Consider the following 26,446-nt stretch of genomic DNA (forward strand, 5'->3'; position numbering starts at 1 on the left):
TCGACCGGCCCTCGGTGTGGTCCGAGCGATCAGTCCTCCGCGCCGTGCTGGTCTGCACGCCGAAGACCGACTCACGGGAGGCTCCCCATGCGGACACTGACCTTCGCCATGAACCTGAGCCTGGACGGCTACATCGCCGCGCCCGGCGACGACCTCGGCTGGAGCGTGCCGAGCGACGAGCTGTTCGGGTGGTGGTCCGACCGGGTGGGGGCGACGGGCACGGCGCTGTACGGGCGCAGACTGTGGGAGACGATGAGCTCACACTGGCCGACCGCCGACCGGCAGCCCGGCGCCACACCGGCGCAGATCGAGTGCGCCCGCCGCTGGCGGGACATGCCGAAGGTGGTCTTCTCCTCCATGACCAGTGCGGTCGACGGGAACGCCCGCCTGGTCACCGGCGACGCGGTTCCCGAAATCACCCGGCTCAAGGCCGAGGACGGCGGCCCCATGGACGTCGGCGGCGCCACCCTCGCCGCGGCAGCCATGCGGGCCGGGCTATCGACGAGTACGCGATCGTCACCCACCCCGTCCTGGTGGGCGGCGGCACGCCGTTCTTCACCGCCCTGGACGACTGGGTGAACCTGGACCTGATGGAGACCCGGACGTTTCCCGACGGCGTGCTGCTGACCAGGTACGAGACCAGGCGGTGAACACACGACCTCGAATCGGCCTGCAGGGTGGCGTGATCATGGGATTGCCCTGTGCTCATCGCTGCCTGAGCCTAGACGCGAAGAGAGGCCCGCCGCCTCTTCCTCGAAGTGCCGCGACTCCCGGATAGTTCCGACATGACTCAAGCCCATGGTCCCGACATCACAAGCGTCGACAGCAAGCCGCCCGGCAGTGCAGCTTCCCCATTCGACGCCTTGGCGGAAGCTCAAACGTGCTGGAACTCATATCACCATGCGGCTGCGAGATCTCAGCGAGGGTTCCGAGTGTCCGAGGTGGTGCTCCTTGCCGTATGTTCCCTCATTCCGATCAGCGGCATCTTGACCCCAAACGATGCCCGCCTGCCCGCCATACTCGGAGCCGTCGTTGTTGCTCTCACAGGATTACGTTCTGTCTTTCATTGGCGGGACAGCTGGCTAAGCTGCGAGATGGTCTGCGAGAAAATTCAGTGTGAGATGAGACTCTACAAAGCGGGCGTCCACCCTTACGGCGAGCCTAATAGTAAGGATCAGCAATTGGCGAGTCGCTTAAACAATATCGAGCGCCAGGAGATGTTGCACTGGGCAAGTCTCAGCGGCCCAGAGTCGAAGACCGCCCAGTACGATCCGCCGTCACCAGCGCGCCGTCAGTAAATCTCCAGTTATCGTGCCGCCCGAGTGGGGCTCGACGTCCAAGCTTACGCCAGCCTTCAACCAGCGTCATGCAAAGGGCGTCGGCCCGGTCTGGTGAGGGGAGTCCCCGCTTGCGCATGTCGTTTTTCGACTCGATCTTGATGCGTCCCCGGCTATCCACGGTCCACTTCATGGCTCCGAGCTGAGCTGCCAGCTGGTCGTCGTCTGGGTCGATGTCGATGAGTCCCTCTTCGAACATCTCTCGCAGGCCCAGTAGAGCTCCGCGCGCCGGGTTGATGAACCTCTCCTTCTCGATGGGAGCCTCGCCGCCGTTGAAGCCGACCACGTCCGCGCCGAGCTCGAGGAGGCGGTCGAGGACGCCGGCGCCCACACCGACCTCATCCACCACGATCTCGACGAAATCTGGGACTCAACATTGATCTCGTCGCGTGCCCGCACGATGTGGCCGGTCGTGGTCATGGTGTCGGTCTTGGAGTGCGAGCGGTACAGCGGAGCCCAGCCGCCCTCGCGCCGGTAGATGGTTGTCTCGTCCTCGCCGTACCGAGCGATGTCCGGTCCCAGCTGCGGCTTCCAGTTCCGCTGCAGCGACCGCTGCTGGGCCGCTTTGATCCACTTCGGGTCGATCAGGCTGTCGTCGCTGATGTCCGGGAACTCGCACAGCACCTCGGACTGGTAGATCGGCGAGGTGACGCCCCAACGCTTCTTGCGTTCTTCCACCCACTCGGGAGAGACCAGGAGCGACAGAGCTCTGCTGGGACCTCCTCGCTCGTATAGGCCGGCGTGTCGAAGGCGGACACCTGCAGGACGTTGCAGCCGCTGCCGGGCTTGCAGACCGTCGAGAAGTGCGACGACGGGTTGTCCGGGTTAGCGATCGAGGCCGGCCTGCACTGGATCCGCGACGTCGTCTTCGGCGAAGACCACAGCCAGGTTCGCACCAGCCACGGATCGACGAACCTTGCCTGCCTGCGCACCCTGGCGGTCAACGCCCTCCGACTGGCCGGGCACCTCAACATCGCCGCCGGCCTGCAACAACACGCGCGAACACCGCTGCTGCCGCTGGCCACCCTGGGCCTCACGTGACGACTTTGCCGAGGCCCTGGGAGTCGACCGCGTCGAACAGGCTCTTGGGAATGCCATCCGCCTCGTCGAGCACCACTAGGACGTACTTGGCGTGGATGCCCTGGAAGGCGGCCTGGTCATAGTCGGCCGGCTTGCGTCCGTACGCCACCAGCTCCTGGCCGATGTACCACTTGGCGTCGAGCCTGACGCGGCCCGAAAGGTTGCCCTTGCGAGGGCCTTGCCGATTTCTCGCCACAAGATGGCTTCGACCTGGGCCGTCGTCGGAGCTGTGATAAAGACGAAGGCTTCTCCGACGGGATGGACGTCTAAGAACGCGTCTTCGCACTCGGTCGGGCGGCGCGGCGTGGCAGTCCGGTGACAGGACGAGCTCCTGGTAGAGCGGGTGGTTCCTACACCTTCCGGCCTCACTAGGAGCTCGGATGTCAGTCGCGCCGGTCTGCTCGTGCCTGTCGTGCCCGACTCACCACGCGGCCGCGAGTCGGCCCGCGGGGACTGCTGCAGCTTCGGTTGACGGCGGTTGGGACTGATCATGCCGCGACGGCGGCCTGAGTGGTGAAGGCGAGTTCGTACTCGACCGGGGTGAGCTTGCCGAGGGCGCGCTGGCGCCGGCGGCGGTTGTAGGTGTGCTCGATCCAGAACACAACCGCGCCGTGGAGCTCGTCGCGGGTGCGCCAGCGCCGTCGGTCCAGGACGTTCTTCTGCAGGAGCGCGTGCCAGGACTCCATCGCGGACTCCATCGCGGCGTTGTCTCCGGCGGAGGCGACGCGGCCCATCAAGCCCTTCAGCCCGGCCGCGGTCACAACGGCGCGGAAGGATCGTGCTCGGAACTGCGATCCGCGGTCGCTGTGCACCACCACGACACCGGCCGGTCGGCGTCTGGCCACAGCCGCGCGCAGGGCGGTGACGGCCAGCTGGGCGGTCATCCGTTCGTCGAGGGCGTAGCCGACGATCCGGTTACTGAACAGGTCCTTGATCGCGCAGCAGTACAGCTTGCCCTCGGCGGTGGGGTGTTCGGTGATGTCGGTGACCCAGATCTGGTCGGGTCGCTGGGCGGTGAAGTTCCGCTGCACGTGGTCGTCGTGCACCGCCGGGCCAGGGCTCTTGCCCATACCTCGCCGGCCCTTGCGCACGGTGGTCGACCACAACTTCTGCTGCGAGCACAGCCGCCAGATCCGCCGCTCGCCGGCGACGAGTCCGGCGCCGGTGACTTCGTCGGCGAGGAACCGGTAGCCGAACTCCGGGTCATCGCCGTGGGCGTCGATGAGGGCGTTGGTGAGATAGGCCTCCTCGAGGTCGCGCCGGCTGACCGGGGAAGTGAGCCAGGTGTAGTACGCCTGCGGGCTGAAGCCGAGTACCCCGCAGGTCAGCCGCACCGGGATGCCCTCGGCGGCCAGGTCACGGACCAGCGGGTAGCTCATTTTGGGAGGCTGCCCGCGGCGAAGTAGGCCGCCGCCCGGCGCAGGATCTCGTTCTCCATCTCCAGCCGGCGCATCTGGCGGCGCAGCTGCACCAGCTCGTTCTGCTCGGCGCTGGTCTGCCCGTCGACGACGCCGTCGTCGATGTCGGCCTGGCGTACCCAGCGGCGCACCGACTCGACCGAGATGTCGAAGTCAGCCGCGACCTCGGCCTGACTCAGGTCACCGCGGCGGGCGACCCGGACGACGTCACGCTTGAACTCCGGCGGGAACTTCTTGGGCACAGCGACATCCTCTCCGCGGGACCTCGTCCCACAGAAGCGGTGTCAACCGGACTTGCAGCAGTCCCGCGGCGTGCGGGTTCTATCCGTCCTCGTCGATGACCGACGCACAGTGGACGCTGCTCGAGCCGCTGCTGCCGCCACCGGGCAACACCGGCGGCCGCGGCAGTCGACCGAAGAAGCATCCGCGGCGGCGGGTGCTCTATGCGATCTTCTACGTCGTCCGCGGCGGCATCGCCTGGTCGGCGCTACCGGCGGAGTTCCCACCGGCCAAGACCGTCTACGGGCTGTTCCGTCGCTGGGTGCGTGCCGAGGCGTGGACCCGGCTGCACGACGCGCTGCGCGATCGCGTCAGGATCGTCGCCGGCCGTCATCCGCTGCCCACAGCGGCGGTGATCGACTCGGCGTCGATCCGCGGCGCGGACACCGTGCCCGCCCGCTCGCGCGGCTACGACGCCGGTAAGCGGGTCAACGGCCGCAAGCGGCACCTGGCCGTGGACACCGGCGGCCTGCTGCTGACCGTGGTCGTGACGATCGCCGGCCTGCAGGACCGCGACGGCGCGTGCGACTGCTGGCCGCGCTGCGCGCCAAGTTCTCCACCATCGCCTTGATCTGGGCCGACGGCGGCTACGCCGGCCGCCTGGTGCGCTGGGCCGGTGCGGTGTTGGCCCTCACCGTCACCATCGTCAAGCGCACCGACGACCTCGCCGGCTTCCAGGTCATCCCGCGCCGCTGGGTCGTGGAACGAACCCTGACCTGAATCAGCAAGCACCACCGCTGCGTCCGCGACTACGAGATCCTGCCTGAGCACGCCGAGGCGATGGTCTACATAGCAATGATCATGACCATGTCCCGCCGGCTGGCCCGCTGACCCAGTCATGAGACGCGCTCTAAGGCCAAGAACCAGGCAGCAAGCCTGGAGGCTGTGAAGCTCTTGCCAGAGTCGTGGCAGTTTTTGACTGCCGTGTAGCGATGTTCGACCACGCTACGGGCGACGTCGCGCTGCTTAGACCGCATGAACTCGCCTAGACGCGTTTCAACCCAACCGATCGGATCTTGAACACATGGGTCTGGTCTTGGATCTAGACGGCCACAAAACGTCTGCCAAGTGGGGGAGTCTGTTAGGGCCAAAAGCTATGCGTTAGCGCGGGCTGACTCTGCGTCACCGCGTTAACAACTCTACTAGGCAATCCTTTGGAGGACTGGTTGCCAAGCTCTGCCTAAAGGGCCCAAACCCATAAGCGTAGGCGCGGTCCGCACCGGCTCGCACGAAGCCGGCGTGACCTGGCAAACGCACTGGTCAGACGGACGACACGTCGGGCGGGGCAGACTCAAGACACGCATGTAGATGACCGAGGGGTTGAGTCGTTGACACGGTTGGAGAGTGGGACGTGTTGATGGGTACGTGTTCCGGTGGACAGAGGGATACCGTGCATGGAGGGGTACACAAGACCCGCTGAGGTGATGCAAGGCAGGCAAGCCAAGGCAGAGGCGCAGTCGCAAGCTGACTGTTCCTAGACGTTGAGAGCAGCGCGCTGTGAGCGAGGTCGCCCCCGTCAGGGGTGCGGATAGTGACGCTGCACTGAGAGGCCCGACTTCGGACAGAGTTGGTGACGCCCCTCAGTCATTCGAGCAACAACCGTTGCTATCGCGCGCACTTTTTCGGGCTATCGGACCTCTTGATAGGGGACCTACATGGACCACTCGCTCGTCGAGGTATTGATAAGCGGGTCGGCTGCGACCATCGTTACGTCCGTGTGCTTGACGATTCGTTCTGTCTGTAAGCAGCGTCGGATACGCAAAGTCGCGCTAGAGGACCTAGCGCTGCGCCGGCACATCTTCGATCAGGCTCGGCGAGCCGACGTGCTCAAGGACCTGCCCGACCTCCGACGTGCGGAGCAGGTGAACGTTCAGTGGCGGGGAGTCAAGATCGGCGGGCGTGGCGCGCGTGAGGCGCTGCCGGCACCTGTCAGAGACGAACTGCAGGAACTCTGAACCTCGGCCGAGAACCTCTTGCTCTGGCCCGGATGGTGAGTGGAGTGGCGTACATTCCGGGGCCATGGGGTCAAAGGCGCCTCGCAGTCTCGACGCCGTTCACGACCTCGTTGCGCGCCCGTACGGGTCGATCGCAGGGAACGCAGTGCAAGTTTTGATTGCGTCGGGTGTCACTGGACAACTTCTCTTGGACGTGCCGCGTCAGTAGCTCAACGGCTGGACGAAGTCGTCGTAGTCGTCGTCCATGAGAAGGCCACGGAAGCCGATATGCTCAAACTCGCTGCTCGCACCGCCCACACCTTCCCTGTAACACCGGCTGAACGCGTGAATGGGGACGTTCATCCCATAGTCGCCGGCCCAAAACCGACCGGCGACGGTGCGTGCGAAATACCCCCACCACCTGTGCCAATCGCCAGCATCACCATGCCAGACCTCACGCGTCTGGCCAGGTTCGATCGTGTACCACCCGTGGCCGGAAAAGGGCTGACCCTCGTCGCCACCGGGGCAGTTCGGATCCCACCTAAGGAAAGCTAGCGACATCCGATCCGGGGTGTCGTTCCGGAAGCTAAGACCCATGGTCAGCCGTCCTGACTCGCGGGATTACGCGGCGGAGTGCGGACACTTGCTTCAGCGGGGTCCGGCTCCACGGTTCCGGGGGTTTGTGGAGAAGCTACGAAGTAGCGACGGGGAGGACCACCGAGTGAGGTTTGTCCCATAGCAACCCGACCCCGACCCCGACCTTCGGCGCTACTTTCCTCAGATTGACGCTCGGTCATCGTTGCCCCTTCCATGAATGGTAGGATTCCCTTAAGTCGTCAGACTAGCAAGGCAGTCAAGTCTGATCACGCACTGTATTGACACGGCCCGCACCGAGCGATCCTCGCTGGTCGGATAGCGCGCTAAGCGCGGATTGTTGGAGCAGGCACCACCTCGCCGCGCTGGTGGCCCTAGCCGAGCATGCACTCTTGCTTCTGTCTCTACTGTGGGTCTAATGATGCTTAGGTCCGAGACGCCTTCTGACGGTTGGCGAGCAAGCCGCACCAGATAGCGGCCAGGCCAACCGCTGCAACAGCCAGCATCAGCATCGCCAACGAGCCGAACCAAAACTCATCAGGAGCCGGTACCAAGCCGGGTAGTGCCAGTGACACTCGAAGCCGCCATTGGCGATGGGGGTGCAGATGACGTGACCGGACCAGCCCTTCATCGGCGGTCCTCGCAGCAACTCAGCATGTCATAGCCGTGGATCGTTAGATGGCCCGGACCGATACGGACTAAGAAGGCCGCATCGTCGGGGTCGAGGTGACCGATGCCGTGCGGACAGGTCCGCTCGAAGACACTTTTGTCGCCGGGCCAGACCAGCGGCCGGCGGCGCGTGTGGTGATCACTGGGGTTGTGCACGACGCAGTGCTCGCCGGCGCATGCCGTCGTTGGGTGCACGTTCTTGAGGATGGACACGCCTTGGTGCGCGCCGATGAAGCCGTCCGTCGCATCGCCGACGATGTAAGTCGATGGGGCCTCTGGATCGGCGAGCAGGTCGTTTAGGCCTTCGCTACTGCCGCGATAAGCCGGAACAACAGGCCGACGATGAACAGGATAAGCCAGATGGCACCGACCAAGAGGGCGATGGGCCAGCAGAGCGCCAAGAGGATGGCGTACAGCAGAAACTTGATCATTGAGGCGCCGCCGCCCTCGTTCTGCTCCACCACGAGCACGACCGGACCACATGACCACCGATCGGGCCGAGTTGTTACTGAGAATAGCTCACTGGCACGCTCTCTTGCGCGTAGACCAACCACAAGACGGCGTATACAGCGAGGTCTCGTCGGGTGTCGAGCACACTCTCGTTGCGGGGGTCGTCCATCCGGCCGTTGAGGCGCAACGACTGAAGCCGCGCCATCTTCTGACTTGTGTATCGTCTTTGGTTGCAACCTTGTTCAGTTGTGTGTTTGTCGCTCACTTCTGCCGCTTGAGCCGAGGCGTGACATCCTGGCGCTGCATAGCTCTGCGGAACTGAGCTTCGCCTTGGCCGCCGACTGTTGGTAGCTCGTATGCCGCAACAACGCCCGGCGAATGAAGGCAGAAACAGACCTGCCATCGGCTTGCGCCAATTCCTCGACCAGGTTGGCCTCGTCGTCAGTCAGATGCGTGTGCAGCCGTCGATTAGGTAGTTCTTTCTGCGTTTCCTACGGTCCAGCACCATTCTGCTCCGCTTGTATGCGGATAGGCGCAGGTTCCGCCGATATGATGCGATCGACCTGGGCGAGGCCGTCGAACCCCAGCGGCATGGGGTAGCGGTTTCACAACACCAGCGGCAAACGTTGCGTCAGGCGGTATAGTGTGGCCCCTCTTTGAGAGCCAAATTCCTGAGTCGCTGACTGAGCGACTTGCGCCTGGAGCTGCCGTATTGGCGTAAATCCAGATAGGCGTGCCACGGCGAGACTATGGGCCCATCGGGAGGGGCAGGGCACTCGCTGTCATCCACAGCCTGCAGTCCTAGTGCTCCGTCGCGGTGGTCCTTGATGTGATCTCACGGCCAGGGTGACCATTTCTTATGGCCGCGCACGTGCGGGTGGTACAGGTACCGGAGGGCGATCGGCGGGAGCTCACGCGGCGGGTTCGGGACAAGGGCGCACCGGCGCGGGAGGTCGAACGCGCCCGGATCGTGCTGCTGGCCGCGGATGAGGTGCCGGGCAAGGAGATTGCCGCGATGGTCGGCTGCGCCGAGGGAACGGTGGTGACCTGGCGCGGGCGCTATGCCGAACACGGCCTGGCCGGGCTGGAGGATCTGCCGCGCCCCGGTAAGCCCTCCCCGCTGCCGGAGGCGCTCCGGGACCGGGTGCTGGAGCTGACCCTCACCGCACCGCCGATCCAGTACGGCGCCACCCACTGGTCCTCGCGGCTGCTGGCCGCGGCGCTGGCCGGCGAGGGCACGCCGATCTCGCACGCCACGGTGGCGAGGATCTGGCACCGCTTCGGCGTGCAGCCCTGGCGGGCGCAGACCTTCAAGTTCTCCACCGACCCGCAGCTGGAGGGCAAGATCCGTGACGTCGTCGGGCTCTACCTGCATCCGCCGGAGCAGGCGGTGGTGCTCTGCGTGGACGAAAAGCCGCAGCTGCAGGCGCTGGAGCGGACCGCGCCGGTGCTGCCGGTTCGGCCCGGGCACCCGGAGGCGGTCAGCTTCGACTACCTCCGGCACGGCACCACCACGCTGTTCGCCGCACTGGAGGTGGCCACCGGGCGGGTCACCGAGGCCTGCACCGAGCGGCACCGGCACCAGGAGTTCCTAGCATTTCTCAAGCAGGTCGCCGCCGCCTATCCGCGCCGCGAGTTGCACGTGGTGGTCGACAACTACGCCACCCACAAGCACCCCGCCGTTCGGGCCTGGCTCGCCCGGCACCCGCGGGTGCAGCTGCACTTCACCCCGACCTCGGGCTCCTGGCTCAACCTGGTCGAGGCGTTCTTCTCGATCATCAGCCGCCAGGCCCTGCGCCGCGGCAGCTTCCTCACCGTGGCCGACCTCATCGCTGCCATCGAGCGTTTCATCGACGCCTGGAACGACCGCTGCGCACCCTTCACCTGGACCAAGGACCCCGACACGGTCATCGCCAAGGCCACCGACCCGCGCCACCGCAAGACACCAACGACGTCAGTTACGGAGCACTAGGGCTGCGGTGTCGTTGACCCGTACAGCCCACACTCCAGCGCTCCTCTTTCCTGCTACCTGCGTGAAGTGCTCAAAGGCATCCTTGGGCCCGACCTTCGACTCCCTATCGACTGAAACCTTGCCATCCTCACCAGGCCCAAAGGCTTGGCTGGACAATACTTTCCCATCCCAGAACTTCGGGAACACTTGGCGCCACAGTTTCTCGCTCGACTCCGGGTCGAGAGGAAACTCGCAGTCGGTCAGGTCGGCCGAAGCACCAGGATTCTCGCTCGTCACCGTAGGTAATCTCCCAACTGGATCGCCACACGGTCAGGGTCCGAAGCTCCTAGGTCGAATTCAGCCCCTTCCTCGTTAACATATGTCACGAGAAAGACGTGGGTGGTCGCATCGTTTCTGATTTCGACCGATAACGCTTCGACGTTTGGCGTGAGTGCTGTGGGGCCCCATTCAAGCTGAACGCCACCCTCAATCAGGGGAAAGACGCCCGGCGGCCGCCACCCCCTCCTAGCGATCCTTCGAAGGACGTCACCTGCCATCTCGAGGGCAACCGGAGCAACCGGCTCCCCGCTACCGTCGAGCCAACCTCTCTCTAGCACTGCTAGGTCTCGAAGACGGGATGAGGCTGCCGAGCGGGGTATGAGGGCGCTCAAGATTGACCGGAGCCGGCGCAGCAGAGGCTCTGTCACGGCACAGAAGTACTCCACTCCCAGTAGGTCAATTCAAGAGCTTCACTTATTGCTGGGTTGGTCTCCTTGAAGCTTTCGGACCTGCCGAGCGATGGATGTCTTGAGTGCTTGGGCCACGTCCGCTGGCAGCGCTACCTCGGACAACGCCGTGGTGACGATGGCGGCAAGCATCTCGCCTTGGCGCTCGGCCAGGCGGACCATGCGCTCGTTGAGACCAGCCGCGACGGCCTTGGTAGTGAAGTCGGCGCAGCGGTCCGCCCGCTCCAGCAGTAGCCCCAGCTCGGCATCGGTGTGCGCCGAGCCCACGTGCGTGACGATGCGCTGCCTCCCAGCGGCGTACTCCGCGATCTGCACCGCCGTGGCCCCCGACGCCGTCCGCACCCGCCGGATGAACGCCACCGGCGGACCCTAAGCCGACCCCACTTAGTACTGCAACGGCAGTTATGGCGGTGCCTGTCCTCGGGTGCGGTAGTGGGCGGCGCGGGCCTGGGCCTGGCGGCGTCAGCGCCACCAGGACCAGTCGGCGGTGTGGTCGAGGTCGGGCCGCGGAGTGCGGATGAGGGTATTGAGCAGGCGCCGGAGCTCGGGCACGGTCAGCGCGATGAGCTGCTGGCTTCCGGCTCCGGACCCCCCTTTTCCGCGGTGACCCGGGTAGCGCTCAGATAGGCGTGGGCGAGCATCGCCAGGGTGATGTGCCGATACCAGGCGGTGTAGTCGCGCACCTGGTAGGAGGCCAGGCCGGCCTCGTTCTTGGCCGCCTGGAAGCACTCCTCGATCCGCCAGCGACCGCCGGCCACGGCGACGAGTTGTTCGAGGGTGGTGCCGGCGGGGCCGGCGCAGACGTAGAAGGCCAGCTCCGCGGCCTCGTCAGCGGTCTTGGGAATGGTGCGGCGGGCCAACACCCAGCGCGCCCATCCCGGGTCGAACCCGGTCAGCAGCTGCAGGCGTGCCCAGTCGTAGAGGCGCAGGCCGTGCGCGCCGGCGCCGGCCGAGCACCGAGCCCAGGCCGACTCGGGCAGCTCGGCGATCAGCGCGCGCACCCGGCGCTGCCGCCAGTCGAGGGTGGCCACCGTGTCGTTGCTGCGGGTGGCCAGCACGTAGGGCAGCCCGTGTTGTTCGCACCAGACCCGCAGCCGCTTGTCCTGCCCGTAGATCTCATCGGCGGTCAGCCAGCTCACCGGCACGCCCGCGTCGAGGGCCCGGGTCAGCATCCGGCGGGCCAGCTCGGGCTTGGTGGCGAACGGCGCGTCATCCGGGATGCCGGCCGCCCGGGCCCGCTCCCGGTCGTCGGTCCAGGCCCGGGGCAGATAGAGCTCGCGGTCGATCAAGGCGCGTCCGGCGTCGGTCGCGTAGGCGCAGAAGACGCCGACCTGGCAATTGTCGATCTTGCCGGTGGTGCCGGTGTACTGCCGGGCCACCCCGGCCGAGCGAGCGCCCTTCTTGATGAACCCGGTCTCGTCCACGATCAGCACGCCACCGGGGCCGAGCCGCTCGACCACGTAGCCCCGCAGTTCGTCGCGGACCGCCTCGGCATCCCAGTCGGCGGTGCGCAGCAGCCGCTGCATCCCGTCCGGAGAGACCTCGCCGGCGGCCTCGGCCAGCGTCCAGCCGTTCTTGCGCTCCAACTGGCCCAGCAGGCCGCGCAAATAGGCCAGCACCCGGGCCCGCGGCTCGGCCCGGGCGAACGCCCCGGCGATCCGGGCGTGCACCTCCTCCAGGCTCGCCGCCCAGTCAGCCACCTCGGCCACCAGGCCATCACAGCGCATCCGAAAACGCTGCTACCAGCCCTTACTGGATCCCGGCAGCGACACACCTTCAAGTGCCGTTGCAGTATTAGAAGACGTTGCATTAGTTCGTCGGTAGGCGTCGGGCGCAGAGCAGGGTGACCGCCAGGCGGACCAGCGCGGTGATCGTCGTGGCGCTGCGGTCGTAGCGCAGCGCGAGGCGTTTGTAGGACAGCAGCCAGCCGAGCGTGCGCTCGACGACCCAGCGGTGCCGGCCCAGGCGGACGCTGGAGTCCCGGCCGATCCGCGCGATGCGGGCGGTGATCCCGCGGCGGCGCAGGTAGCGGCGGACCCACGGGTTGTCATAGCCCTTGTCGCCGTGCAGTTTGAGCGGCCGGCGGCGCGGATGGCCGCGGCCGCCGCGCTTGATCGCCGGCATCGTGTCCAGGATCGGTTCGACGAGCATGCTGTCGTGCCGGTTCGCGCCAGTGACCAGCACGTTGAGTGGCAGGCCGTGTGCGTCGACGAGCAGGTGGTACTTGCTACCGGCCTTGCCCCGGTCGGTCGGGTTGGGGCCCGTTAGCTCACCCCCCTTTTCGCCCGAACGCCGACACTGTCGAGGCTGGCCCGCGACCAGTCCAGCCGGCCCTGCTCGCCCAGCCGGTCGAGCACCGACTGGTGGAGTCGGTCGAAGACGCCGGCCTCGGCCCAGTCGTGCAGTCGCCGCCAGCAGGTCCAACCCGAGCCATAGCCGAGCTCGCCGGGCAGCTTGGCCCAGCCGATGCCGGTGGTCAGCACGAAGGCGATGCCCTCAAGCACGTCCCGGTCGGAGGTGCGCGGGCGGCCGGTGCGGCCATGCACGGCGGGCTTGCGGGGTGGGATCAGCGGCTCGACCAGCGCCCAGAGCTCGTCACTGATCAGCCGTGGCGGCGGGGAAGACACCAACGACGACATGGCCAGCACGCTGCGCCGACCTACCTCAGCCCGACAGAGCCTGAGGACCTACTTCCACAACGTCTTCTAAGCCCGAGGTCGGTGCCGCGTTCCGGCTCGGTGTGTACTTCATGGGTCACCGTATGCAGCCGAATGTCGAGAGTCAGTTCGACATGACGCCACACCCGTTGGCGGACACGCCAAGAAGCTGCCCTTCCCGACTGCAGCCGAAATGGTCGGCGATTACTGACCGAGCACGGGCAGGCCGTCGCGCTCTCAGTGCCTGCCGGAGCCGGCTACCTCCGCTGAAAGCCGTCAGCAGGGAGCACCACGGGATCGCCAGGGGTGCACGCAGGACCTTCCGTTCCGCCACGCCCGACCGCGTGGGTGTCAGTCAACAATCAGTCAACAAGACTGCCGTCTGATACCGGTGTCAGCCAACGCTGCCCAACCGTGAAAGGGCTGCTCAGGGGCTACTTCCCAAGTCGTACAACCACGGCCATCCACGCTAGCAACGTTCCGCATCAACTTGGGATAGTGCGGCTGGGTAGGTCCTGCTGTTATTCGCGCTTTGGTCGACAGTTCGGAGCAACAGCGGGGCGCTCAACTCGCCCATTGCGGTTTCCCACCTGCTTCCGCGGTCGAGTGAGGTCAGGACCAATGCGGCTGCGGCAACAGCGCCGATGCGCTGCTGGCAGAGGGTAACCCGGTCGCGTCAGACAGGTCGGGGGCGTGCGCGGCGAGGACGTCGAGTGCTTCATGCAGATTGCGGTAAGCCGTGGCAATGCTCAGCCGGGCGTCAGCGGCCGGGGTTTGCGGTCCAGGCAGTGGCGCAGCCACCGCCTGGACCAGGGCGACCTGGGTGTGCACCGTCCCGGCCCACTGGCCAGGCCGCGATCCCGGCCGGCGCCGGCGCGGATACAGCCGGTCACCGCCTGCAACACCGATGCGGACACACCAGGACTGGCCCGAGAGACCCAGTCCCTGGGCAACGGCCCAGGCCGCCGGGCAGCCCACCTCGCAGTCCGCACAGAGTCCGCAGATCGTCCGCACGATGCCCGTATGCGACCATCTCGAGCCAACCACCTCCCTCACCCATAAACGCAGCTCAGAACGCTAGTCCTGGTGATCCGGGCAGGTCAGCGGCTCACCCGCCAATCATGTCGGGGATGACCCACAGGTCCAATGTGCAGGAGGTGTGCCACTTCGTCCTGCGGCCTCTGCAGTGCCGTCCATGCGGCGGAATGAGCCGGCAGTGGCGGAGTCCGGCCGGCAAGATCAGTAAGCGCGTCCCAGGCAACGGGCCACTTTGCCTACCGCTCTGCCACGTGACGGCCGCTTTGATAACCGTGCTTACGAGCAGTGGGCCGCTGTGTCCCGAGGTGTCCTTGGCAGGAGCAGGGTTGACGTGCTGGCTGGCCCACTCGAGGACGCCGCGCCGAGAGATGTGCACTCGGTCGTAGGCGTGGTCATCCAAGTTGACCAAAGCGCGCCATGCCGTGTCAGCGGAGGTCAGGCCGTCCGGCGGTGTAGCGAGTCCCCTGGGACGCATGGGGCTCAAGTGAGTCCGGCCGGCGAACATCGCTAGCTAGTTGGCCGAGGATCAGCACAAGTGCTCCGGCTACGCGCCGTATCGGAACGAAACCGCTGTGTGAGAGTGGCAGCCGCCTCACCCACAGATTTCTGGAGTCCGGATCATGCGTCGTACCACCACCACCGCCGCCGCTGGTGTCCTGTTCACCGCGGCCCTCTCCTTCGGTTTCGCCGGCACGGCCCACGCCGCCGACCGCTACGACTGCAAGGACTTCGTCTCGCAGGCGGACGCTCAGGCTGTCTACGACGCCGACACGAGCGACCCGAATGGCCTGGATGGCGCCATCGGCACCGGCTTCTCTGGTGTTGCCGGCGTGGCCTGCGAGGACCACGACTACGTCGCCAACCCGGGGACCGTCACCAGCGCCATGGCCCTTGGCAGCACGAGCCAGGTGGTCCCCAGCACCACGAGCCAGGTGGCCACCCGTCCGGCGGGCGCCGTCGCCGCCGGCGACGGCAGCTCGTCCGGCGACGACGCCGGCGCCCTGCCCTACGTCCTGGGCGGTGTCGCCCTGACCGCGGCCGGCGGGGCTGCGTTCGCTGCCCGGCGCAGCTCCCGCGCGACCGTCTGACCTCCCCGACGTGCGGCACCGCGCACCCGCCACCCACCCCAGCCACACAGTGGCCGGGGTGGGTGGCGCGGTGCGCATCGTCGCGGCGTACCCGCCACCGCCACCACCACCGGGTGCGAGGGTGTCGGGCACCGACGCGGAGCTGGAGGCTCTCCTCGCCCGGCCGCCTCGCGTCACCCGCTACGGACGGCCCCGTCGCCCCACCGTCCGGACCGCCCGGCCCCGCGCGGCCCGGGCCTGGGCGGGCACCTCCGCCGTGCTCGCGGCCGCGGGCATCGCTGCGATCGTCCTCCTGCCCCAGGATGTGAGTGACCCCGTCCGACTCGCCGTCCCCCTCGCCGTGGACGCCCCGCCGGTCACCGCGACCGCAACTCCGTCCGCGCCCGCTGCCGAGGCGGTCAGTCCTGCGGCCAGCGCAGGCCAACTGCCGGCCAGCACTCCCAGCCGGGTCCAGATCCCGGCCCTCGGGGTCACATCCCGGATCATGGAGCTCGGCCTGAAGCGGGACGGCTCCATGGAGGTCCCGCCGGGCGCCTATCCGGTCGGCTGGTACGACGGCAGCCCCACACCCGGTCAGCTCGGGCCCGCTGTCCTCGCCGGCCACGTCGACTGGCAGGGCGAACCGGGAGCCTTCTACGGGCTGCGGGAACTGCGCCGCGGCGACACCGTCGTCGTCGACCGCGCCGACGGCACCGTGGCCACCTTCCGGGTCGACCGCGTCGAGGAGCACCCCAAGGACGGCTTCCCGACCGAGGAGGTCTACGGCGACATCGACCACTCCGGCCTCCGCCTCATCACGTGCGGCGGAGCGTTCGACGAGGACTCGGGGAACTACGAGGACAACATCATCGTGTTCGCCAGCCTGGCAGCGGTCGGCTGATACTCGGGCTCCCCTGCGCAGGCCACATGCAGGTCGTCCTACGTCGAGAGCGCCGATCAGGAAACACTGCGAATGCACCGCTGCTGATTCGTCAGCGGGTGTGGTCCGGCTGGCGCCGCTCATCCGCTTCCGCAACAGGCGTGGTGATGTCCTCAGTCCGCCGATAGTCCACAAGACGGCCGTCGCGACCATCCTCAGGCCAGCGATCGTGAACATTTTCATCGCAGGTCAGCGGCTTACTCCCATGACGCTAAACGGCTACCGAACGCGAGGAAGTAGTTTTGTATTAACTTTTTGGCGGTCATCGCGGAGGTCCTAACCCACTGGCCGAGGCGGCACTCCTTGCAGTGGTCAGCGGATGTAAGCATTATGCAAGCATGCCGCATGTCCTGGTGCGCGATGTCCCCGAGGACGTGCACGCCGCTCTGCAACGCAAGGCCGAGCGCCGCCACCAGTCGCTGCAGCAGTACCTCGCTGTCGAGCTGCGTCACCTCGCCGAGCACCGCTCGATCAGCGAGGTCCTCGACGAGGTCGAAGCGCAGCACGGCGGTCGCGTGGGCCTGCAGGCAGCCGTGGCCAACCTGGACGAGGAACGCTCGCGACGCTGAGCGTCCAGGCGAGCGCGCAGTGATCGTCGTCGACGCCTCCATCCTGGCCAACGCCCTCGCCGACGACCACATAGCCGGGGAGGCCGCCCGCGGGGAGCTGCGCGCCGCCGACCAGGTCACCGCGCCCGATCTGGTCGACGTCGAGACCGTGTCGGTGCTCCGCAAGCGCTGGCTGGCTCGCACGCTGACCGACCAGCGGTTCGAGGCCGCCCTCGGGCATCTGCAGCAGCTGCGGTTCGAGCGCGTCCCAAAGCTGCGACTGATGCGGCGCGCCCTCGAGCTGCGCGCCAACGTCAGCGCCTACGACGCCTGTTACGTGGCCCTGGCCGAGCGGTTGGACTGCGAGTTGATCACGGCGGACGGTCGGCTGGCCGCCGCCCCCGGCCCGCGATGCGCCATCCGCGTCCTGCGCTGACAGCGCTTCCCGTACGGAGCGCCGGGACCGGTACCCCTGCCCCGTGTATGTACTAGCCGTGCCCACACCGTGCCCACACGATGCCCACAGAAGGGCCGTTTCGGACCGTCGACAGCCATCGACCGCCAACGGCAAAACCGCAGCTCAAAGGGGACATTACGGATAATGGTGCAGGCCAGAAAAGTGCCCTGGAAGATCTCATAATCCCTGGGTCGTGGGTTCGAGCCCCACCCGCCCCACAACTAGCCGCCTACCTGCCCAAACTCCCGATCTACCAGGCGAACCTCGATGCTCTGCCGATCCCGCGACTGGTAGATCGGGTATTCGTAGCAATCCTCGTAGTCTCGCCACATCAAGTAGATGACATGCCGAAATGCCACCTGATCAAGGAGTCAGTCGCGCGCGAGGCCTGGAACGTCGCAGATGTCGCGCGCTCCTCGTTGATAAGCCTCGTCAGACGGGCACGGGCTATCAGGTCCTGCCTGGAAGAAGCATCCCGCCACGGATTAACTCTGTCGATCGTGAAGGACGCCGACCCCTGGATCTTCTCGGCAAGGAGTTTGGTGCTTTTCAGTTCGAAGTATTCAGCCAGGGTGAGGAAGTTATCGGAAGTCAGAAACCCAGCGGGGGAGGCTCGCCGGGAGGATCGGCTTAATCCCGCTTGAACACTCCGCTGAGTCCGACCACGACGATGGCGGTCACCAGCCAGCCAGCGGTGAACTCGAGCGGGGCCCATGCTGGCCAGGACTCGGCGACTACCGGACAGCGGCCGTTATCTCTCGGTTCCGCCGTACTCGCTCCGCTTCTGGAACAACGCCAGCAGATTGTGAAAGGCCCCGCTGTCGTCGGCGTCCTCGCGTACCTCGGCGTCGAGCGCCTGCCGCCACCAGGTCTCGGCCTCGCCGTCGTCCCCTCGCCCGGCGAACAGCACTCCCAGGTTGTTCATCGCCTGGCTGTCGCCGGCGCGGAGGTTGTCGATGAGCCCGGGCTTGTACAGGGCGAAGTAATCGACGTCGATGTACAGGAACATGAAGCTGGGTCGCCCTGACCGAAGCCTGACCGACGGGGTCCCTCGGCGAGCACCGGTGACCCAAGGTCCTCCGGGGCGCCCAGATCAGCGCTCGGCCACGTCGACGGCCGCGGGCACCGACGTGGCAGAGCGCTGCTCGACCCCCACTGACTATGCGTTGTCAGGACGGTCGGCTGTTCGAGCGCGCACCAGCCGTACACCGGTCGCAAGCAGCCACACCATCCAGGCGAAGTAGCCGGTCGCCCCCGCCAACACCGGGAGCGTCGAGCCGTCCGCGACCGCGAGGCTGGCCGCCCCGGCGGCGAGGAGCAGGCCTCCCCCGGCCACGCCGAGCAGCAGCTGCCACCGCGGCGTCAGCCTGGTCGCATGCGTCGCCAGCGCAGCGCCGATGAAGGTGGTGCCGAGTGCCGGCAGCGCCAGCGCGAACGCTGCTGCATGCATGTGCCAGGCGAGTTCGAATGCCGGGCTCGGCGCGGCGAGATTGCCGGCGGACACCACGACTCCGTCCCACAGAACGGCGTAGAACGCGAAGACCGCCGAGGAAATCGCGCCCGCGGCCACCGCGAGGCGCGACCAGTCCACGCCCGCACCCCCGCGGCGCCCGACGAGCCCGTGCAGACCGGTCAGGAACCCGAGCAGCAGCGGCAGGTACAGTGCCTGCAGGCCGACCGCGATCGCGACCGAGCCCCGGTGTTCCGCGTGGAAGGCGAGCACGTCCTTGATCGGGGCCCAGTAGGTTGGCGTTTTGGCCAACACCACCGTGTTCTCGAGGACCAGCGACGCTGCCAACGCGATCGCCGCCGCGCCGATAACCCGCATCGTCGCCGCCCCGGCTGCACTCGTCTCCGGCGCCGGGCGGGTTCCCGCATCCGGTCGCTGTCTGATCTCCGCTAGAGCTTCTTCTCGTGCGGTGCGGGATTGAGGCGTTCTCATCAGATTGCTCCTCGCCTTGATCGGGTGGGTGCTGCCACCGTCACGGATGCCGGTGGCGGGCACATCAGCCCTGGAGCCTGATTCGATCTGGCCGTTGGCACAGCCGAGCTGTCGTACTTTCGGCCGATACCCCGAGCACGCGGGCTGCCTAGGCTGATCAGGTGGCCACCAGCGCACTCCGCTCGCTGTGGGCCGAACCTCGACCCACGAATGCTCCGGACCGGGGGCCGCGGGACTGGGCCGTGGTCGCAGCACTGGTCTGCTGGTCCTTGGTGGAGGTGGTGCTTCGCCGGGCCGCCTGGACGTCGGCGAACCTGGCGCCGCGCCCGCTGCTGCTGCTCTACGTGCTCGCGGTCCTCGGCCCGCTGCTGTGGCGACGCACGCACCCGCTCGTCGCGGTTGCGGTCTCCTTCGGCACGTTGACGATCCTCGACATCGTCAGGATCCTCACCGGGTCGCACGGCGCCCTGCTGTCGAGCATGTCCGCGGCGCTGATCCTGGCCTACGCCCTGTTCCGGTGGGGGTCCGGTCGGGAAGCCGCAAGCGGCCTCAGCGTCATCCTGCTCTGGCTGGCTATCACCAACGTCGCCGACCCCATGAGCCTGGCGGGAACGGTCGGAGGTTACGGGTTCTTCCTGTCCGCCGCCGCGCTCGGCGCCGCGATCCGCTATCGGACGAAGAGCCGCATCCGCGACGTCGACCAGGCCAAGGCCCGCGAACGCGAACAGCTCGCCCGTGAACTCCACGACACCGTGGCCCACCACGTGTCGGGCATCGCCATCCAGGCCCAAGCAGGACGTGCCATCGCGGCCTCCCACCCCGAGCGTGCCGTCGAGGCCCTGGCCGTCATCGAGGACGCAGCGACCCGCACCCTCACCGAGCTGCGCGCCATCGTCGGCGTGCTCCGCGCCTCGCAGGACACCGAGTTCGCGCCGCAGCCCGGCGTGGCCGAGGTCGAGCAGCTCGCCACCGATGGCCAGGCGCGTCCCTGCGTCGAGGTGACGCTCTCCGGCGAGTTCGACGACCTCAGCCCGGCGGTCGGGGCCGCGATCTACCGCCTGGCCCAGGAGTCCGTCACCAACGCTCGACGGCACGCCCGCCACGCGACCCAGGTCATCGTCACCGTCACCGGCGACGCCGACCAGGTACGGCTGACCATCGACGACGACGGCTCCGCCGCCGGCGGCCGCGCCCCAGCCGGCTACGGCCTGGTGGGCATGCGGGAACGCGCCGCACTGCTCGGCGGCACCTTCTCCGCAGGCCCCGCCGCCGAGCGGGGCTGGCGGGTACAGGCGGTCCTGCCCCGAACCGGGACGCCACGATGAGCATCAGGGTCCTCATCGCCGACGACCAGCCCATCGTGCGCACCGGGCTGACGATGCTGCTGGACGCCCAACCCGACATCGACGTGGTCGGCGCGGCCGCCGACGGGCGTGAGGCAGTCCGCCTCGCGCTCCAGCTGCGCCCCGACGTCGGCCTGTTCGACATCCGGATGCCGCTGATGGACGGCATCGAAGCCACCCGACGCCTCGCCGGCCCCGACGTCACCGACCCCCTGCCGATCGTGGTCATCACCACCTTCGACCTCGACGAGTACGTCCACGGGGCGCTCAAGGCCGGCGCCCGCGGGTTCCTGCTCAAGGACGCCGGACCCGCCCTGCTGACCCAGGCCATCCACGCCGCCGCCGACGGGGACGCACTGATCGCCCCCAGCGTGACCGTCCGACTGCTCGCAGCGTTCGCCCACGCGCAGACCTCACCACCGAGGCAGCCGATCGAACCGCTCACCGCCCGCGAGGAGGAAGTCCTCGTGCCGCTGGCCCAAGGCCGCACCAACAGCGAGATCGCCAGCGAGCTCTACATCACCCCGAGCACCGTCAAAGCCCACCTCGCCAGCCTCATGCGAAAACTCGGCGCCCGGAACCGTGTCGAGGTCGCCATGTGGGCCCACGAGACCGGCCGCATCTGACGCCGCAGAAGGCTCCCGCCGCCGTGTGCCGCAACCCTCGCAGCGTCGCAGAGCGGCGTGTACCCCGCGGAGGGATGCTGCGTCCTCTCACCGGATGACGGGCTGCCCTGGGCAGCGGGACGCCGGCGGCCGGGTTGCGCGGGCTGCGCCCGTCGCGGACGGGGAGGGTCCGGATGAGCGCGAGTTCGCGGTGGGCCTGCCGCACCGTCGCCGGCGCGAGGCGGCCGGCGACGAGCTGGGCCCGCAGCAGTGACCGGTAGCGGTGGAGCGTGCTGGGCTCGAGGCCCGTCTGCGCGGCCGGCCACTGCTGCGCCCAGGCCTCGACCGTGACCCGGCCCCGCTCCACCGAACCGGGGCACCCCTTGACGCGGTGGTCGACCGGCCCTCGGTGTGGTCCGACCGATCAGTCCTGCGCGCCGTGTCGGTCTGCACGCCGAACACCGACTCACGGGAGGCTCCACCGTGCGGACACTGACCTTCGGCATGAACGTGAGCCTGGACGGCTACATCGCCGCACCCGGCGACGACCTCAGCTGGAGCTCACCGAGCGACGAGCTGTTCGGGTGGTGGTCCGACCGGGTGGGGGCCACGGGCCTGGCGCTGTACGGGCGCCGACTGTGGGAGACGATGAGCTCCCACTGGCCGACCGCCGACCAGCAGCCCGACGCCACCCCGGCGCACATCGAGTACGCCCGCCGCTGGCGGGACATGCCGAAGGCGGTGTTCTCCTCCACGATCAGCGCGGTCGACGGGGCCCGCCTGGTCACCGGCGACGCCATCACCGAGATCACCCGGCTCAAGACCGAGGACGGCGGCCCCATGGACATCGGCGGCGCCACCCTCGCCGCGGCGGCCATGCGGGCCGGGCTGATCGACGAGTACGCGATCGTCACCCACCCGGTCCTGGTCGGCGGCGGCACGCCGTTCTTCACCGCCCTGGACACCCGGGTGCACCTGGACCTGGTGCAGACCCGCACGTTCCCCGGCGGCGTGCTCCTGACCAGGTACACAACCAGGCGGTGACCCGATCCCGGACCGGCGCGGGCCCGTGCCACCCGGAGATCTCGTGGCCCTCAGGGCATCCCCTCGTGGTGATCACCTGACAGGCGAGCCCCGGCGCCTCCCACGGCTCGACGGTGTCCCGAGCCGCTCCACCACTGTCCCGGCCGCTCTCCACGACCGGCTCTCCGCCGGCTGCAACGGCTCAGGGGAAGGGTGGGCCGCAGGCCCATCCGGAGGGGACGCGACACGCCCTTCCGGCGATCCGTTGCAGCCTGCACCTCCGGCCGGCTGTGGAGCGGTCTCGTCGGCCCCGAGACGCTCCGCCGACACCAGCACCGACCACTACTCGTCGGCTGCGAGAGCGCTGTTCAGCGGCAGGTCTCGCGAGGCCCACGAGTCGCGATCACCGGGGGGCGACCCACCACGACACATGAGCCACGTAGCGCCCTGCTCGGTCGCAGAGCGCCACCCCCAGCGCCGCCACACCTCACACCACGGCACCGTCCCGTGGCGGTGCGCCGCATCTGCTCACCGGTGCCCGAGAGCGTGGCGTCGGGCACCGCGACGTGGTGTGCTCCTCACCGGATCGTGCCGAAGGAGGGGTGGCGGGTGTGGATCCACGCGACGCCGGTGCGGAGGCTGCGGCGCGTGCCGAGTCGGCGGGTCGCCGGACGCAGGAGATCGCCGAGCGGCTGACGCGGCTGGCCACGGACCGCCGGTCGGGGACCGGTGACGTCGGCATCGCCCAGCAACACGCGGAGGAGGCGCGGCACCGCGCCGAGGAGTCCCTGCGGAGGGCGATAGCCGGACACGAGCGGGCCGCGCGCAGCCACGAGCGCGCAGCCGAGGTCCACGAGCAGGCCGCCCGCCGTGGCCTCGGAGACGTCGCCGAGCACGAACGGCGGGCCGAGCGGCACCGGCGTGACGCCCGGGCCGACCACGACGAGGCGGTCCTCGACCGGGCACGGGCGGGGTGGACGGACGACGACGGGTCCGCCCCCACGGGAGCGGCGCGGTGAGCGCCGGCGCCGCCCATCCGGGCGAGGGCCCCGAGCCGGACGCCGGGTCGCTCCCCGAACCGCGGCGCCCCCTCCGCCCGAGCAGACGAGGAGCCGAAGACCTGCTGGCCCAGCTCGCCGACGTCCAGGTCGCGCACGAGGAGCTGCGCGTCGCCGAGGAGGAGATGCGGGTCCAGCAGGAGCAGATCACGCACCTGCTCCTGAAGCACGACGCGGAGCGCCGCTGGAGGGGGCAGATGTCGGCCCTGCTCCCGCTCGGGCTCTTCGTCACCGACGGCAATGGCGCCCTGACCGAGGCGAACCCGGCACTGGCGGCCCACCTCGGGACCGCGCTCCAGCGGCTGCGCGGCAAGCCGCTCAGCGTCTACCTGGCCCCCGAGGACGTCCGGCCGTTCCGGTCCGCGCTGCGCGAGCTGGGCTCCGGAGCGGCGGTCGACCAGACCCTCACCGTGACCGTGCACCCACGACGGCGGCCCCCGCTGCGGGCGCACCTGTTCGGGTTCACCGACGCCGCCGACCACCGCGCGTCGGCAGCACGCGTGCAGTGGCTCCTGATCCCGGAGGAGGCGGTCGTCGGCGGGCGCGTCGACGACGAGCCCGCGGCCCCGGCGCGCGCGGCGGCCGGCGCCGACACGGAGGGCGAGGAGCGGATCCCCGCCTCGCAGGTCATCGGGCTGGCCACGGCGCTGACCGAGCTGTCCGGGCTCCCGGCCGGGCAGGCCGACCGGCCGTGGCTGCTCGGCCGGATGGCGGCGCTGATCCGTGGCGCGGTCCCCGCCGCCGACTGGGTCAGCATCACGGTGGGCGACCCGCGGGAACCCCAGCGGCTGGGCAGCGACTCGGCGGAGGCGCAGACCTTCGACGGCCGGCAGGTGCAGGCCGGCGAGGGTCCCTGCTGGGACGCCTACCGGGTCGGTTCGGTGGTGGTCACCGACGACGTGGTCACCGATCCGCGCTGGCCGGGCCTGGCCCCGCTCGTCGCGGCCGGCCCGGTCTGCAGCGTCCTGGCCGTGCCGCTGCACGAGGACGGCGCCGCCTCGGGTGCCATCAACGTCTACTCCGGGCGGACGGGCGCCTTCGGGCTCGCCGGCCGGCGCATCGCCGAGCTCGCGGCCGCCGCCGTGGCCGGGGTCCTGCAGAACGTCGCGGAGCGCGAGGCCATGCAGCAGCTGGCGGTCAACCTCGAACGGGCCCTCGGCTCCCGGGCGGTCATCGACCAGGCCAAGGGGATCCTCATGGTCCGGCTCGGCGTGAACGCCGACGAGGCCTTCGCCAGACTGGTGACCCTCAGCAACCGGCACAACGTGAAGGTCCGAGACCTCGCCACGCTCGTCGTCGAGGGTCACGTCGACGACCTGCTCACGGCCGACTGACCCGCCTCCGTCCGACCGGCCCGGGCGGGCCTTCAGACGTCGACGGGGTCCATCAGCACCACCGCGCCGCCCCGCTCACCGGGCACGTGCCGGAAGGCGCTGACGGTCACCCGGACGCGCGCCCGGCGGCCGCGGCGGTTCACCGCGTCCAGCTCGACCGTCTCGTGCGGCTCGCCGTCCCCGACGACCTGGCGTCGCAGCACCGGCTGCAGCTCGACGACGGGGAGGCCGATGTCGAGGCTCAGGAGCAACTGCCCGCGGGCCTCGTCCGACCGGATGCCCCACAGGTCCTCGGCCGCGTCGTTCCAGGCGAGGACCCGCAGCTCCGGGTCGACGACGAGGACACCGACGCGGAAGCTGCCCAGCACCCCGGACATGAACCGGTTGAGCGCAGCGACCTCGTCGGTGGTGCTGCGCAGCTCCTCGTTCGTGGAGTGGAGCTCGTCGTTCATCGACTGGAGCTCCTCGTTCATCGTCTCCAGTTCCTCGTTGGTCGACTGGAGCTCCTCGTTGGTGGTCTCCAACTCCTCGACCGTCGACTGCAGCTCCTCGTTGGTGGTCTCCAGCTCCTCGTTCGTGGACTGCAGCTCCTCGTAGGCGGTCTCCAGCTGACGGTTCGCGTACTCGAGCTCCTGGTGCAGCCGGCTGTCCTGGGTGACGTCCTCGAAGGTGACGGTCGTCCCCAGGAAGGTGCCGTCCTCGCGGTGCAGCGGGATCACCTGGACGTCGAAGACGTCGGGCTCCTGACCGGGCCTGCGGCGCTCGACGGCCCGGATCTGCACCGGCGACCGGTTGGCCCGCGCCTCCGTGAGCGCCGTCCGCAGCTCCACCGGCCGGTAGGCGACCTCCAAGTCCTGGATCGGCCGCCCGACGTCGCGGCCGTCGACGCCCAGCACCCGCTCGGCCTGCCGGTTCACCATGGCCAGACGCCCGTCCGCGTCGAGGGCGAGCTGTGCCGTCGGCGCCGCGAGCATCGCCTCCCGCCGGAGCCGGGAGAGCTCACCCTCCCCGACCCCGAGGCCCTCCCTGAGGACGGTGGGGACGGTGCGCCGTTCGATCGCCGGCTGGGCGTCCCGTCTGCGGAAGAAGCGTCGGCTCAGGTCGACCGGGGCGAACAGCTGCCCGTGCGAGAGCAGCATCTCCGCCTTGCCGAGGAACAGCAGCCCCTCGGGGTTGAGCGCGAAGTGCAACCGGCCCAGGATGCGGCTCTGCGTCTCGGCGTTGAAGTACATGAGCGTGTTGCGGCACAGGAGCAGGTCCACGTGCGAGATCGGCGCGTCCTGCACGAGGTCGTTGCGACCGAAGATCACCGACCGTCGCAGGTCCTTGCGGAAGGCGAACCGGGAACCCTCGGGCTGGAAGTACTCCTCCACCTGCGCCGCGGTGAGGCCGGCCAGCTCCCGCTCGGTGAACACCGCCATCCGGGCCTGGGCCAGCGCCTCCTCGTCCACGTCGGTCGCGTAGATCTTCACCCGCTGCCGGAACTGCTCGGTCCCGAGCGCCTCGGCGAGCAGGATGGCGAGGCTGTAGGCCTCCTGGCCCGAGGCCGAACCCGCGCTCCACACCCGGATCGTGGGCCCGGCGGCCGCGACGAGCGGGGGCAGCAGCCGTTCCCGCAGGTGCTCCCACGCCGGCCGGTCCCGGAAGAAGCTCGTCACGTTGATCAGCACGGTGTTGAACAGCGGCGTGAACTCCTCGGGGTGCACCTCGAGGAAGTCCTGGTAGTCGGCCGTGGAGGTGATGCCCACCTCCGCCATGCGGCGTCGCACCCGACGCACCAGGCTCGGTCGCTTGTACCCGGTGAAGTCGAAACCGCGTCGCTCGCGGAGGAACACCAGGAGCGACTCGAAGGCCGGATCAGCTGCCTCGGCAGCGCTGAGCCGCTCGTCCGGGACGTCCTCGGCGGCGTCCAGGGCGGCGTCCTCGCCGTCCAGGGCGGAGCGGACCTCCGCGGGGACGTCGTCCTGCGCGCTCAC

29 protein-coding genes and 1 pseudogene are annotated in these 26,446 nt (G+C 68.6%); 14 read left to right on the top strand and 16 right to left on the bottom strand.

Going from position 1 to position 26,446, the window contains the following annotated elements; translation table 11 throughout:
• Positions 1 to 87 precede the first annotated feature (87 nt).
• Positions 88 to 579 carry a dihydrofolate reductase family protein gene (locus tag ACWIZO_RS24940; protein ID WP_448640267.1) on the top strand — a complete coding sequence of 164 codons (492 nt, stop codon included), beginning with the start codon at positions 88 to 90 and terminating at the stop codon, positions 577 to 579.
• A gap of 206 nt (positions 580 to 785) precedes the next feature.
• Positions 786 to 1,298 carry a DUF4231 domain-containing protein gene (locus ACWIZO_RS24945; protein ID WP_448640268.1) on the top strand — a complete coding sequence of 171 codons (513 nt, stop codon included), beginning with the start codon at positions 786 to 788 and terminating at the stop codon, positions 1,296 to 1,298.
• A gap of 168 nt (positions 1,299 to 1,466) precedes the next feature.
• Here the strand turns inward: ACWIZO_RS24945 and ACWIZO_RS24950 are convergent, their stop codons facing one another.
• A complete protein-coding gene (locus ACWIZO_RS24950; protein WP_448640269.1) occupies positions 1,467 to 2,015 on the bottom strand; it encodes a hypothetical protein in 549 nt (182 codons plus the stop codon).
• A gap of 63 nt (positions 2,016 to 2,078) precedes the next feature.
• On the opposite strand from ACWIZO_RS24950, the gene ACWIZO_RS24955 reads away from it, so the two are divergent.
• Positions 2,079 to 2,378, top strand: a complete 300-nt coding sequence (locus ACWIZO_RS24955; protein WP_448640270.1) for a hypothetical protein — start codon at positions 2,079 to 2,081, stop codon at positions 2,376 to 2,378.
• On the opposite strand, the gene ACWIZO_RS24960 is transcribed toward ACWIZO_RS24955, so the two are convergent.
• Positions 2,371 to 2,526, bottom strand: coding sequence for a hypothetical protein (locus ACWIZO_RS24960; protein ID WP_448640271.1), 156 nt, complete (start codon positions 2,524 to 2,526; stop codon positions 2,371 to 2,373). The genes ACWIZO_RS24955 and ACWIZO_RS24960 overlap by 8 nt on opposite strands.
• A 379-nt stretch (positions 2,527 to 2,905) precedes the next feature.
• A protein-coding gene (locus ACWIZO_RS24965) for an IS3 family transposase (RefSeq protein WP_448640272.1) occupies positions 2,906 to 4,077 on the bottom strand; the annotation gives its coding sequence in 2 pieces (ribosomal slippage) (positions 2,906 to 3,807 and positions 3,807 to 4,077; 1,173 coding nt in all).
• 95 nt (positions 4,078 to 4,172) lie between these two features.
• On the opposite strand from ACWIZO_RS24965, the pseudogene ACWIZO_RS24970 reads away from it, so the two are divergent.
• Together ACWIZO_RS24970 and ACWIZO_RS24975 are read left to right on the top strand one after the other, a co-directional pair.
• Positions 4,173 to 4,945: pseudogene (locus tag ACWIZO_RS24970) on the top strand (IS5 family transposase).
• An 824-nt stretch (positions 4,946 to 5,769) separates the two neighbouring features.
• Positions 5,770 to 6,069 carry a hypothetical protein gene (locus tag ACWIZO_RS24975; protein ID WP_448640273.1) on the top strand — a complete coding sequence of 100 codons (300 nt, stop codon included), beginning with the start codon at positions 5,770 to 5,772 and terminating at the stop codon, positions 6,067 to 6,069.
• A gap of 201 nt (positions 6,070 to 6,270) precedes the next feature.
• Here the strand turns inward: ACWIZO_RS24975 and ACWIZO_RS24980 are convergent, their stop codons facing one another.
• From ACWIZO_RS24980 to ACWIZO_RS24995, 4 genes are all read right to left on the bottom strand, one after another.
• Positions 6,271 to 6,645 (bottom strand): hypothetical protein, encoded by a 375-nt coding sequence (locus ACWIZO_RS24980; RefSeq protein WP_448640274.1) that lies wholly within the window; start codon positions 6,643 to 6,645, stop codon positions 6,271 to 6,273.
• Between the two features lie 624 nt (positions 6,646 to 7,269).
• On the bottom strand, positions 7,270 to 7,524 hold the full coding sequence (locus tag ACWIZO_RS24985) for a hypothetical protein (protein ID WP_448640275.1): 255 nt from the start codon (positions 7,522 to 7,524) through the stop codon (positions 7,270 to 7,272).
• Between the two features lie 83 nt (positions 7,525 to 7,607).
• Complete coding sequence (locus ACWIZO_RS24990) at positions 7,608 to 7,781, bottom strand: hypothetical protein (protein ID WP_448640276.1); 174 nt, start codon at positions 7,779 to 7,781, stop codon at positions 7,608 to 7,610.
• 222 nt (positions 7,782 to 8,003) lie between these two features.
• On the bottom strand, positions 8,004 to 8,222 hold the full coding sequence (locus ACWIZO_RS24995; protein WP_448643003.1) for a ribbon-helix-helix protein, CopG family: 219 nt from the start codon (positions 8,220 to 8,222) through the stop codon (positions 8,004 to 8,006).
• 398 nt (positions 8,223 to 8,620) lie between these two features.
• Between ACWIZO_RS24995 and ACWIZO_RS25000 the strand changes: the two genes are divergently transcribed.
• Positions 8,621 to 9,733, top strand: a complete 1,113-nt coding sequence (locus ACWIZO_RS25000; RefSeq protein WP_448640277.1) for an IS630 family transposase — start codon at positions 8,621 to 8,623, stop codon at positions 9,731 to 9,733.
• On the opposite strand, the gene ACWIZO_RS25005 is transcribed toward ACWIZO_RS25000, so the two are convergent.
• The 5 genes from ACWIZO_RS25005 to ACWIZO_RS25025 form a co-directional block, all read right to left on the bottom strand.
• The gene (locus tag ACWIZO_RS25005) at positions 9,716 to 10,009 is read right to left on the bottom strand and encodes a hypothetical protein (RefSeq protein ID WP_448640278.1); all 294 of its coding nucleotides are present in this window, start codon (positions 10,007 to 10,009) and stop codon (positions 9,716 to 9,718) included. The genes ACWIZO_RS25000 and ACWIZO_RS25005 overlap by 18 nt on opposite strands.
• Positions 10,006 to 10,437, bottom strand: a complete 432-nt coding sequence (locus tag ACWIZO_RS25010; protein WP_448640279.1) for a hypothetical protein — start codon at positions 10,435 to 10,437, stop codon at positions 10,006 to 10,008. The genes ACWIZO_RS25005 and ACWIZO_RS25010 overlap by 4 nt, the downstream gene beginning before the upstream one ends.
• A 24-nt stretch (positions 10,438 to 10,461) precedes the next feature.
• Positions 10,462 to 10,818, bottom strand: coding sequence for a hypothetical protein (locus tag ACWIZO_RS25015; RefSeq protein ID WP_448643016.1), 357 nt, complete (start codon positions 10,816 to 10,818; stop codon positions 10,462 to 10,464).
• Positions 10,819 to 11,012: 194 nt separating this feature from the next.
• Positions 11,013 to 12,185, bottom strand: coding sequence for an IS701 family transposase (locus ACWIZO_RS25020; protein ID WP_448640280.1), 1,173 nt, complete (start codon positions 12,183 to 12,185; stop codon positions 11,013 to 11,015).
• A gap of 82 nt (positions 12,186 to 12,267) precedes the next feature.
• A protein-coding gene (locus ACWIZO_RS25025; protein WP_448640281.1) for an IS5 family transposase occupies positions 12,268 to 13,097 on the bottom strand; the annotation gives its coding sequence in 2 pieces (ribosomal slippage) (positions 12,268 to 12,740 and positions 12,740 to 13,097; 831 coding nt in all).
• A 1,676-nt stretch (positions 13,098 to 14,773) separates the two neighbouring features.
• Between ACWIZO_RS25025 and ACWIZO_RS25030 the strand changes: the two genes are divergently transcribed.
• The 4 genes from ACWIZO_RS25030 (at position 14,774) to ACWIZO_RS25045 (ending at position 17,144) form a co-directional block, all read left to right on the top strand.
• Entirely contained in the window at positions 14,774 to 15,241 is a 468-nt protein-coding gene (locus ACWIZO_RS25030) for a hypothetical protein (protein WP_448640282.1), read from the top strand.
• Positions 15,242 to 15,581: 340 nt separating this feature from the next.
• Positions 15,582 to 16,121, top strand: coding sequence for a class F sortase (locus ACWIZO_RS25035; RefSeq protein WP_448643004.1), 540 nt, complete (start codon positions 15,582 to 15,584; stop codon positions 16,119 to 16,121).
• 377 nt (positions 16,122 to 16,498) lie between these two features.
• The gene (locus ACWIZO_RS25040) at positions 16,499 to 16,729 is read left to right on the top strand and encodes a FitA-like ribbon-helix-helix domain-containing protein (RefSeq protein WP_448640283.1); all 231 of its coding nucleotides are present in this window, start codon (positions 16,499 to 16,501) and stop codon (positions 16,727 to 16,729) included.
• A 19-nt stretch (positions 16,730 to 16,748) separates the two neighbouring features.
• Positions 16,749 to 17,144 (top strand): type II toxin-antitoxin system VapC family toxin, encoded by a 396-nt coding sequence (locus tag ACWIZO_RS25045; protein ID WP_448640284.1) that lies wholly within the window; start codon positions 16,749 to 16,751, stop codon positions 17,142 to 17,144.
• A gap of 772 nt (positions 17,145 to 17,916) precedes the next feature.
• On the opposite strand, the gene ACWIZO_RS25050 is transcribed toward ACWIZO_RS25045, so the two are convergent.
• Both ACWIZO_RS25050 and ACWIZO_RS25055 read right to left on the bottom strand, forming a co-directional pair.
• Positions 17,917 to 18,174 carry a hypothetical protein gene (locus tag ACWIZO_RS25050; protein ID WP_448640285.1) on the bottom strand — a complete coding sequence of 86 codons (258 nt, stop codon included), beginning with the start codon at positions 18,172 to 18,174 and terminating at the stop codon, positions 17,917 to 17,919.
• 150 nt (positions 18,175 to 18,324) lie between these two features.
• A complete protein-coding gene (locus ACWIZO_RS25055; protein ID WP_448640286.1) occupies positions 18,325 to 19,170 on the bottom strand; it encodes a hypothetical protein in 846 nt (281 codons plus the stop codon).
• Between the two features lie 179 nt (positions 19,171 to 19,349).
• Here ACWIZO_RS25055 and ACWIZO_RS25060 point away from each other — a divergent pair, with 179 nt between their 5' ends.
• The 3 genes from ACWIZO_RS25060 to ACWIZO_RS25070 all read left to right on the top strand — a co-directional run bounded on the left by ACWIZO_RS25060 (position 19,350) and on the right by ACWIZO_RS25070 (position 22,099).
• Positions 19,350 to 20,432: a sensor histidine kinase gene (locus ACWIZO_RS25060; RefSeq protein ID WP_448640287.1), complete on the top strand. Its 1,083-nt coding sequence runs from the start codon at positions 19,350 to 19,352 to the stop codon at positions 20,430 to 20,432.
• Positions 20,429 to 21,076: a response regulator gene (locus ACWIZO_RS25065; protein ID WP_448640288.1), complete on the top strand. Its 648-nt coding sequence runs from the start codon at positions 20,429 to 20,431 to the stop codon at positions 21,074 to 21,076. The genes ACWIZO_RS25060 and ACWIZO_RS25065 overlap by 4 nt, the downstream gene beginning before the upstream one ends.
• 462 nt (positions 21,077 to 21,538) lie before the next feature.
• A complete protein-coding gene (locus ACWIZO_RS25070) occupies positions 21,539 to 22,099 on the top strand; it encodes a dihydrofolate reductase family protein (protein ID WP_448640289.1) in 561 nt (186 codons plus the stop codon).
• A 557-nt stretch (positions 22,100 to 22,656) separates the two neighbouring features.
• Here ACWIZO_RS25070 and ACWIZO_RS25075 read toward each other — a convergent pair.
• Positions 22,657 to 23,019, bottom strand: a complete 363-nt coding sequence (locus ACWIZO_RS25075) for a hypothetical protein (protein WP_448640290.1) — start codon at positions 23,017 to 23,019, stop codon at positions 22,657 to 22,659.
• Positions 23,020 to 23,093: 74 nt separating this feature from the next.
• Between ACWIZO_RS25075 and ACWIZO_RS25080 the strand changes: the two genes are divergently transcribed.
• Positions 23,094 to 24,470, top strand: coding sequence for an ANTAR domain-containing protein (locus ACWIZO_RS25080; protein ID WP_448640291.1), 1,377 nt, complete (start codon positions 23,094 to 23,096; stop codon positions 24,468 to 24,470).
• Between the two features lie 32 nt (positions 24,471 to 24,502).
• Here ACWIZO_RS25080 and ACWIZO_RS25085 read toward each other — a convergent pair whose 3' ends face one another.
• The gene (locus tag ACWIZO_RS25085) at positions 24,503 to 26,446 is read right to left on the bottom strand and encodes a CheR family methyltransferase (RefSeq protein WP_448640292.1); all 1,944 of its coding nucleotides are present in this window, start codon (positions 26,444 to 26,446) and stop codon (positions 24,503 to 24,505) included.

Source organism: Geodermatophilus sp. URMC 63 (genome assembly GCF_053502565.1).

Coding starts and splice junctions, on each gene's coding strand:
- ACWIZO_RS25040 (WP_448640283.1), top strand. CDS start 16,499: ATGCCGCATGTCCTGGTGCGCGATGTCCCCGAGGACGTGCACGCCGCT.
- ACWIZO_RS24975 (WP_448640273.1), top strand. CDS start 5,770: ATGGACCACTCGCTCGTCGAGGTATTGATAAGCGGGTCGGCTGCGACC.
- ACWIZO_RS25050 (WP_448640285.1), bottom strand. CDS start 18,174: ATGTTCCTGTACATCGACGTCGATTACTTCGCCCTGTACAAGCCCGGG.
- ACWIZO_RS24940 (WP_448640267.1), top strand. CDS start 88: ATGCGGACACTGACCTTCGCCATGAACCTGAGCCTGGACGGCTACATC.
- ACWIZO_RS25030 (WP_448640282.1), top strand. CDS start 14,774: ATGCGTCGTACCACCACCACCGCCGCCGCTGGTGTCCTGTTCACCGCG.
- ACWIZO_RS25020 (WP_448640280.1), bottom strand. CDS start 12,185: ATGCGCTGTGATGGCCTGGTGGCCGAGGTGGCTGACTGGGCGGCGAGC.
- ACWIZO_RS24945 (WP_448640268.1), top strand. CDS start 786: ATGACTCAAGCCCATGGTCCCGACATCACAAGCGTCGACAGCAAGCCG.
- ACWIZO_RS25065 (WP_448640288.1), top strand. CDS start 20,429: ATGAGCATCAGGGTCCTCATCGCCGACGACCAGCCCATCGTGCGCACC.
- ACWIZO_RS25000 (WP_448640277.1), top strand. CDS start 8,621: ATGGCCGCGCACGTGCGGGTGGTACAGGTACCGGAGGGCGATCGGCGG.
- ACWIZO_RS24980 (WP_448640274.1), bottom strand. CDS start 6,645: ATGGGTCTTAGCTTCCGGAACGACACCCCGGATCGGATGTCGCTAGCT.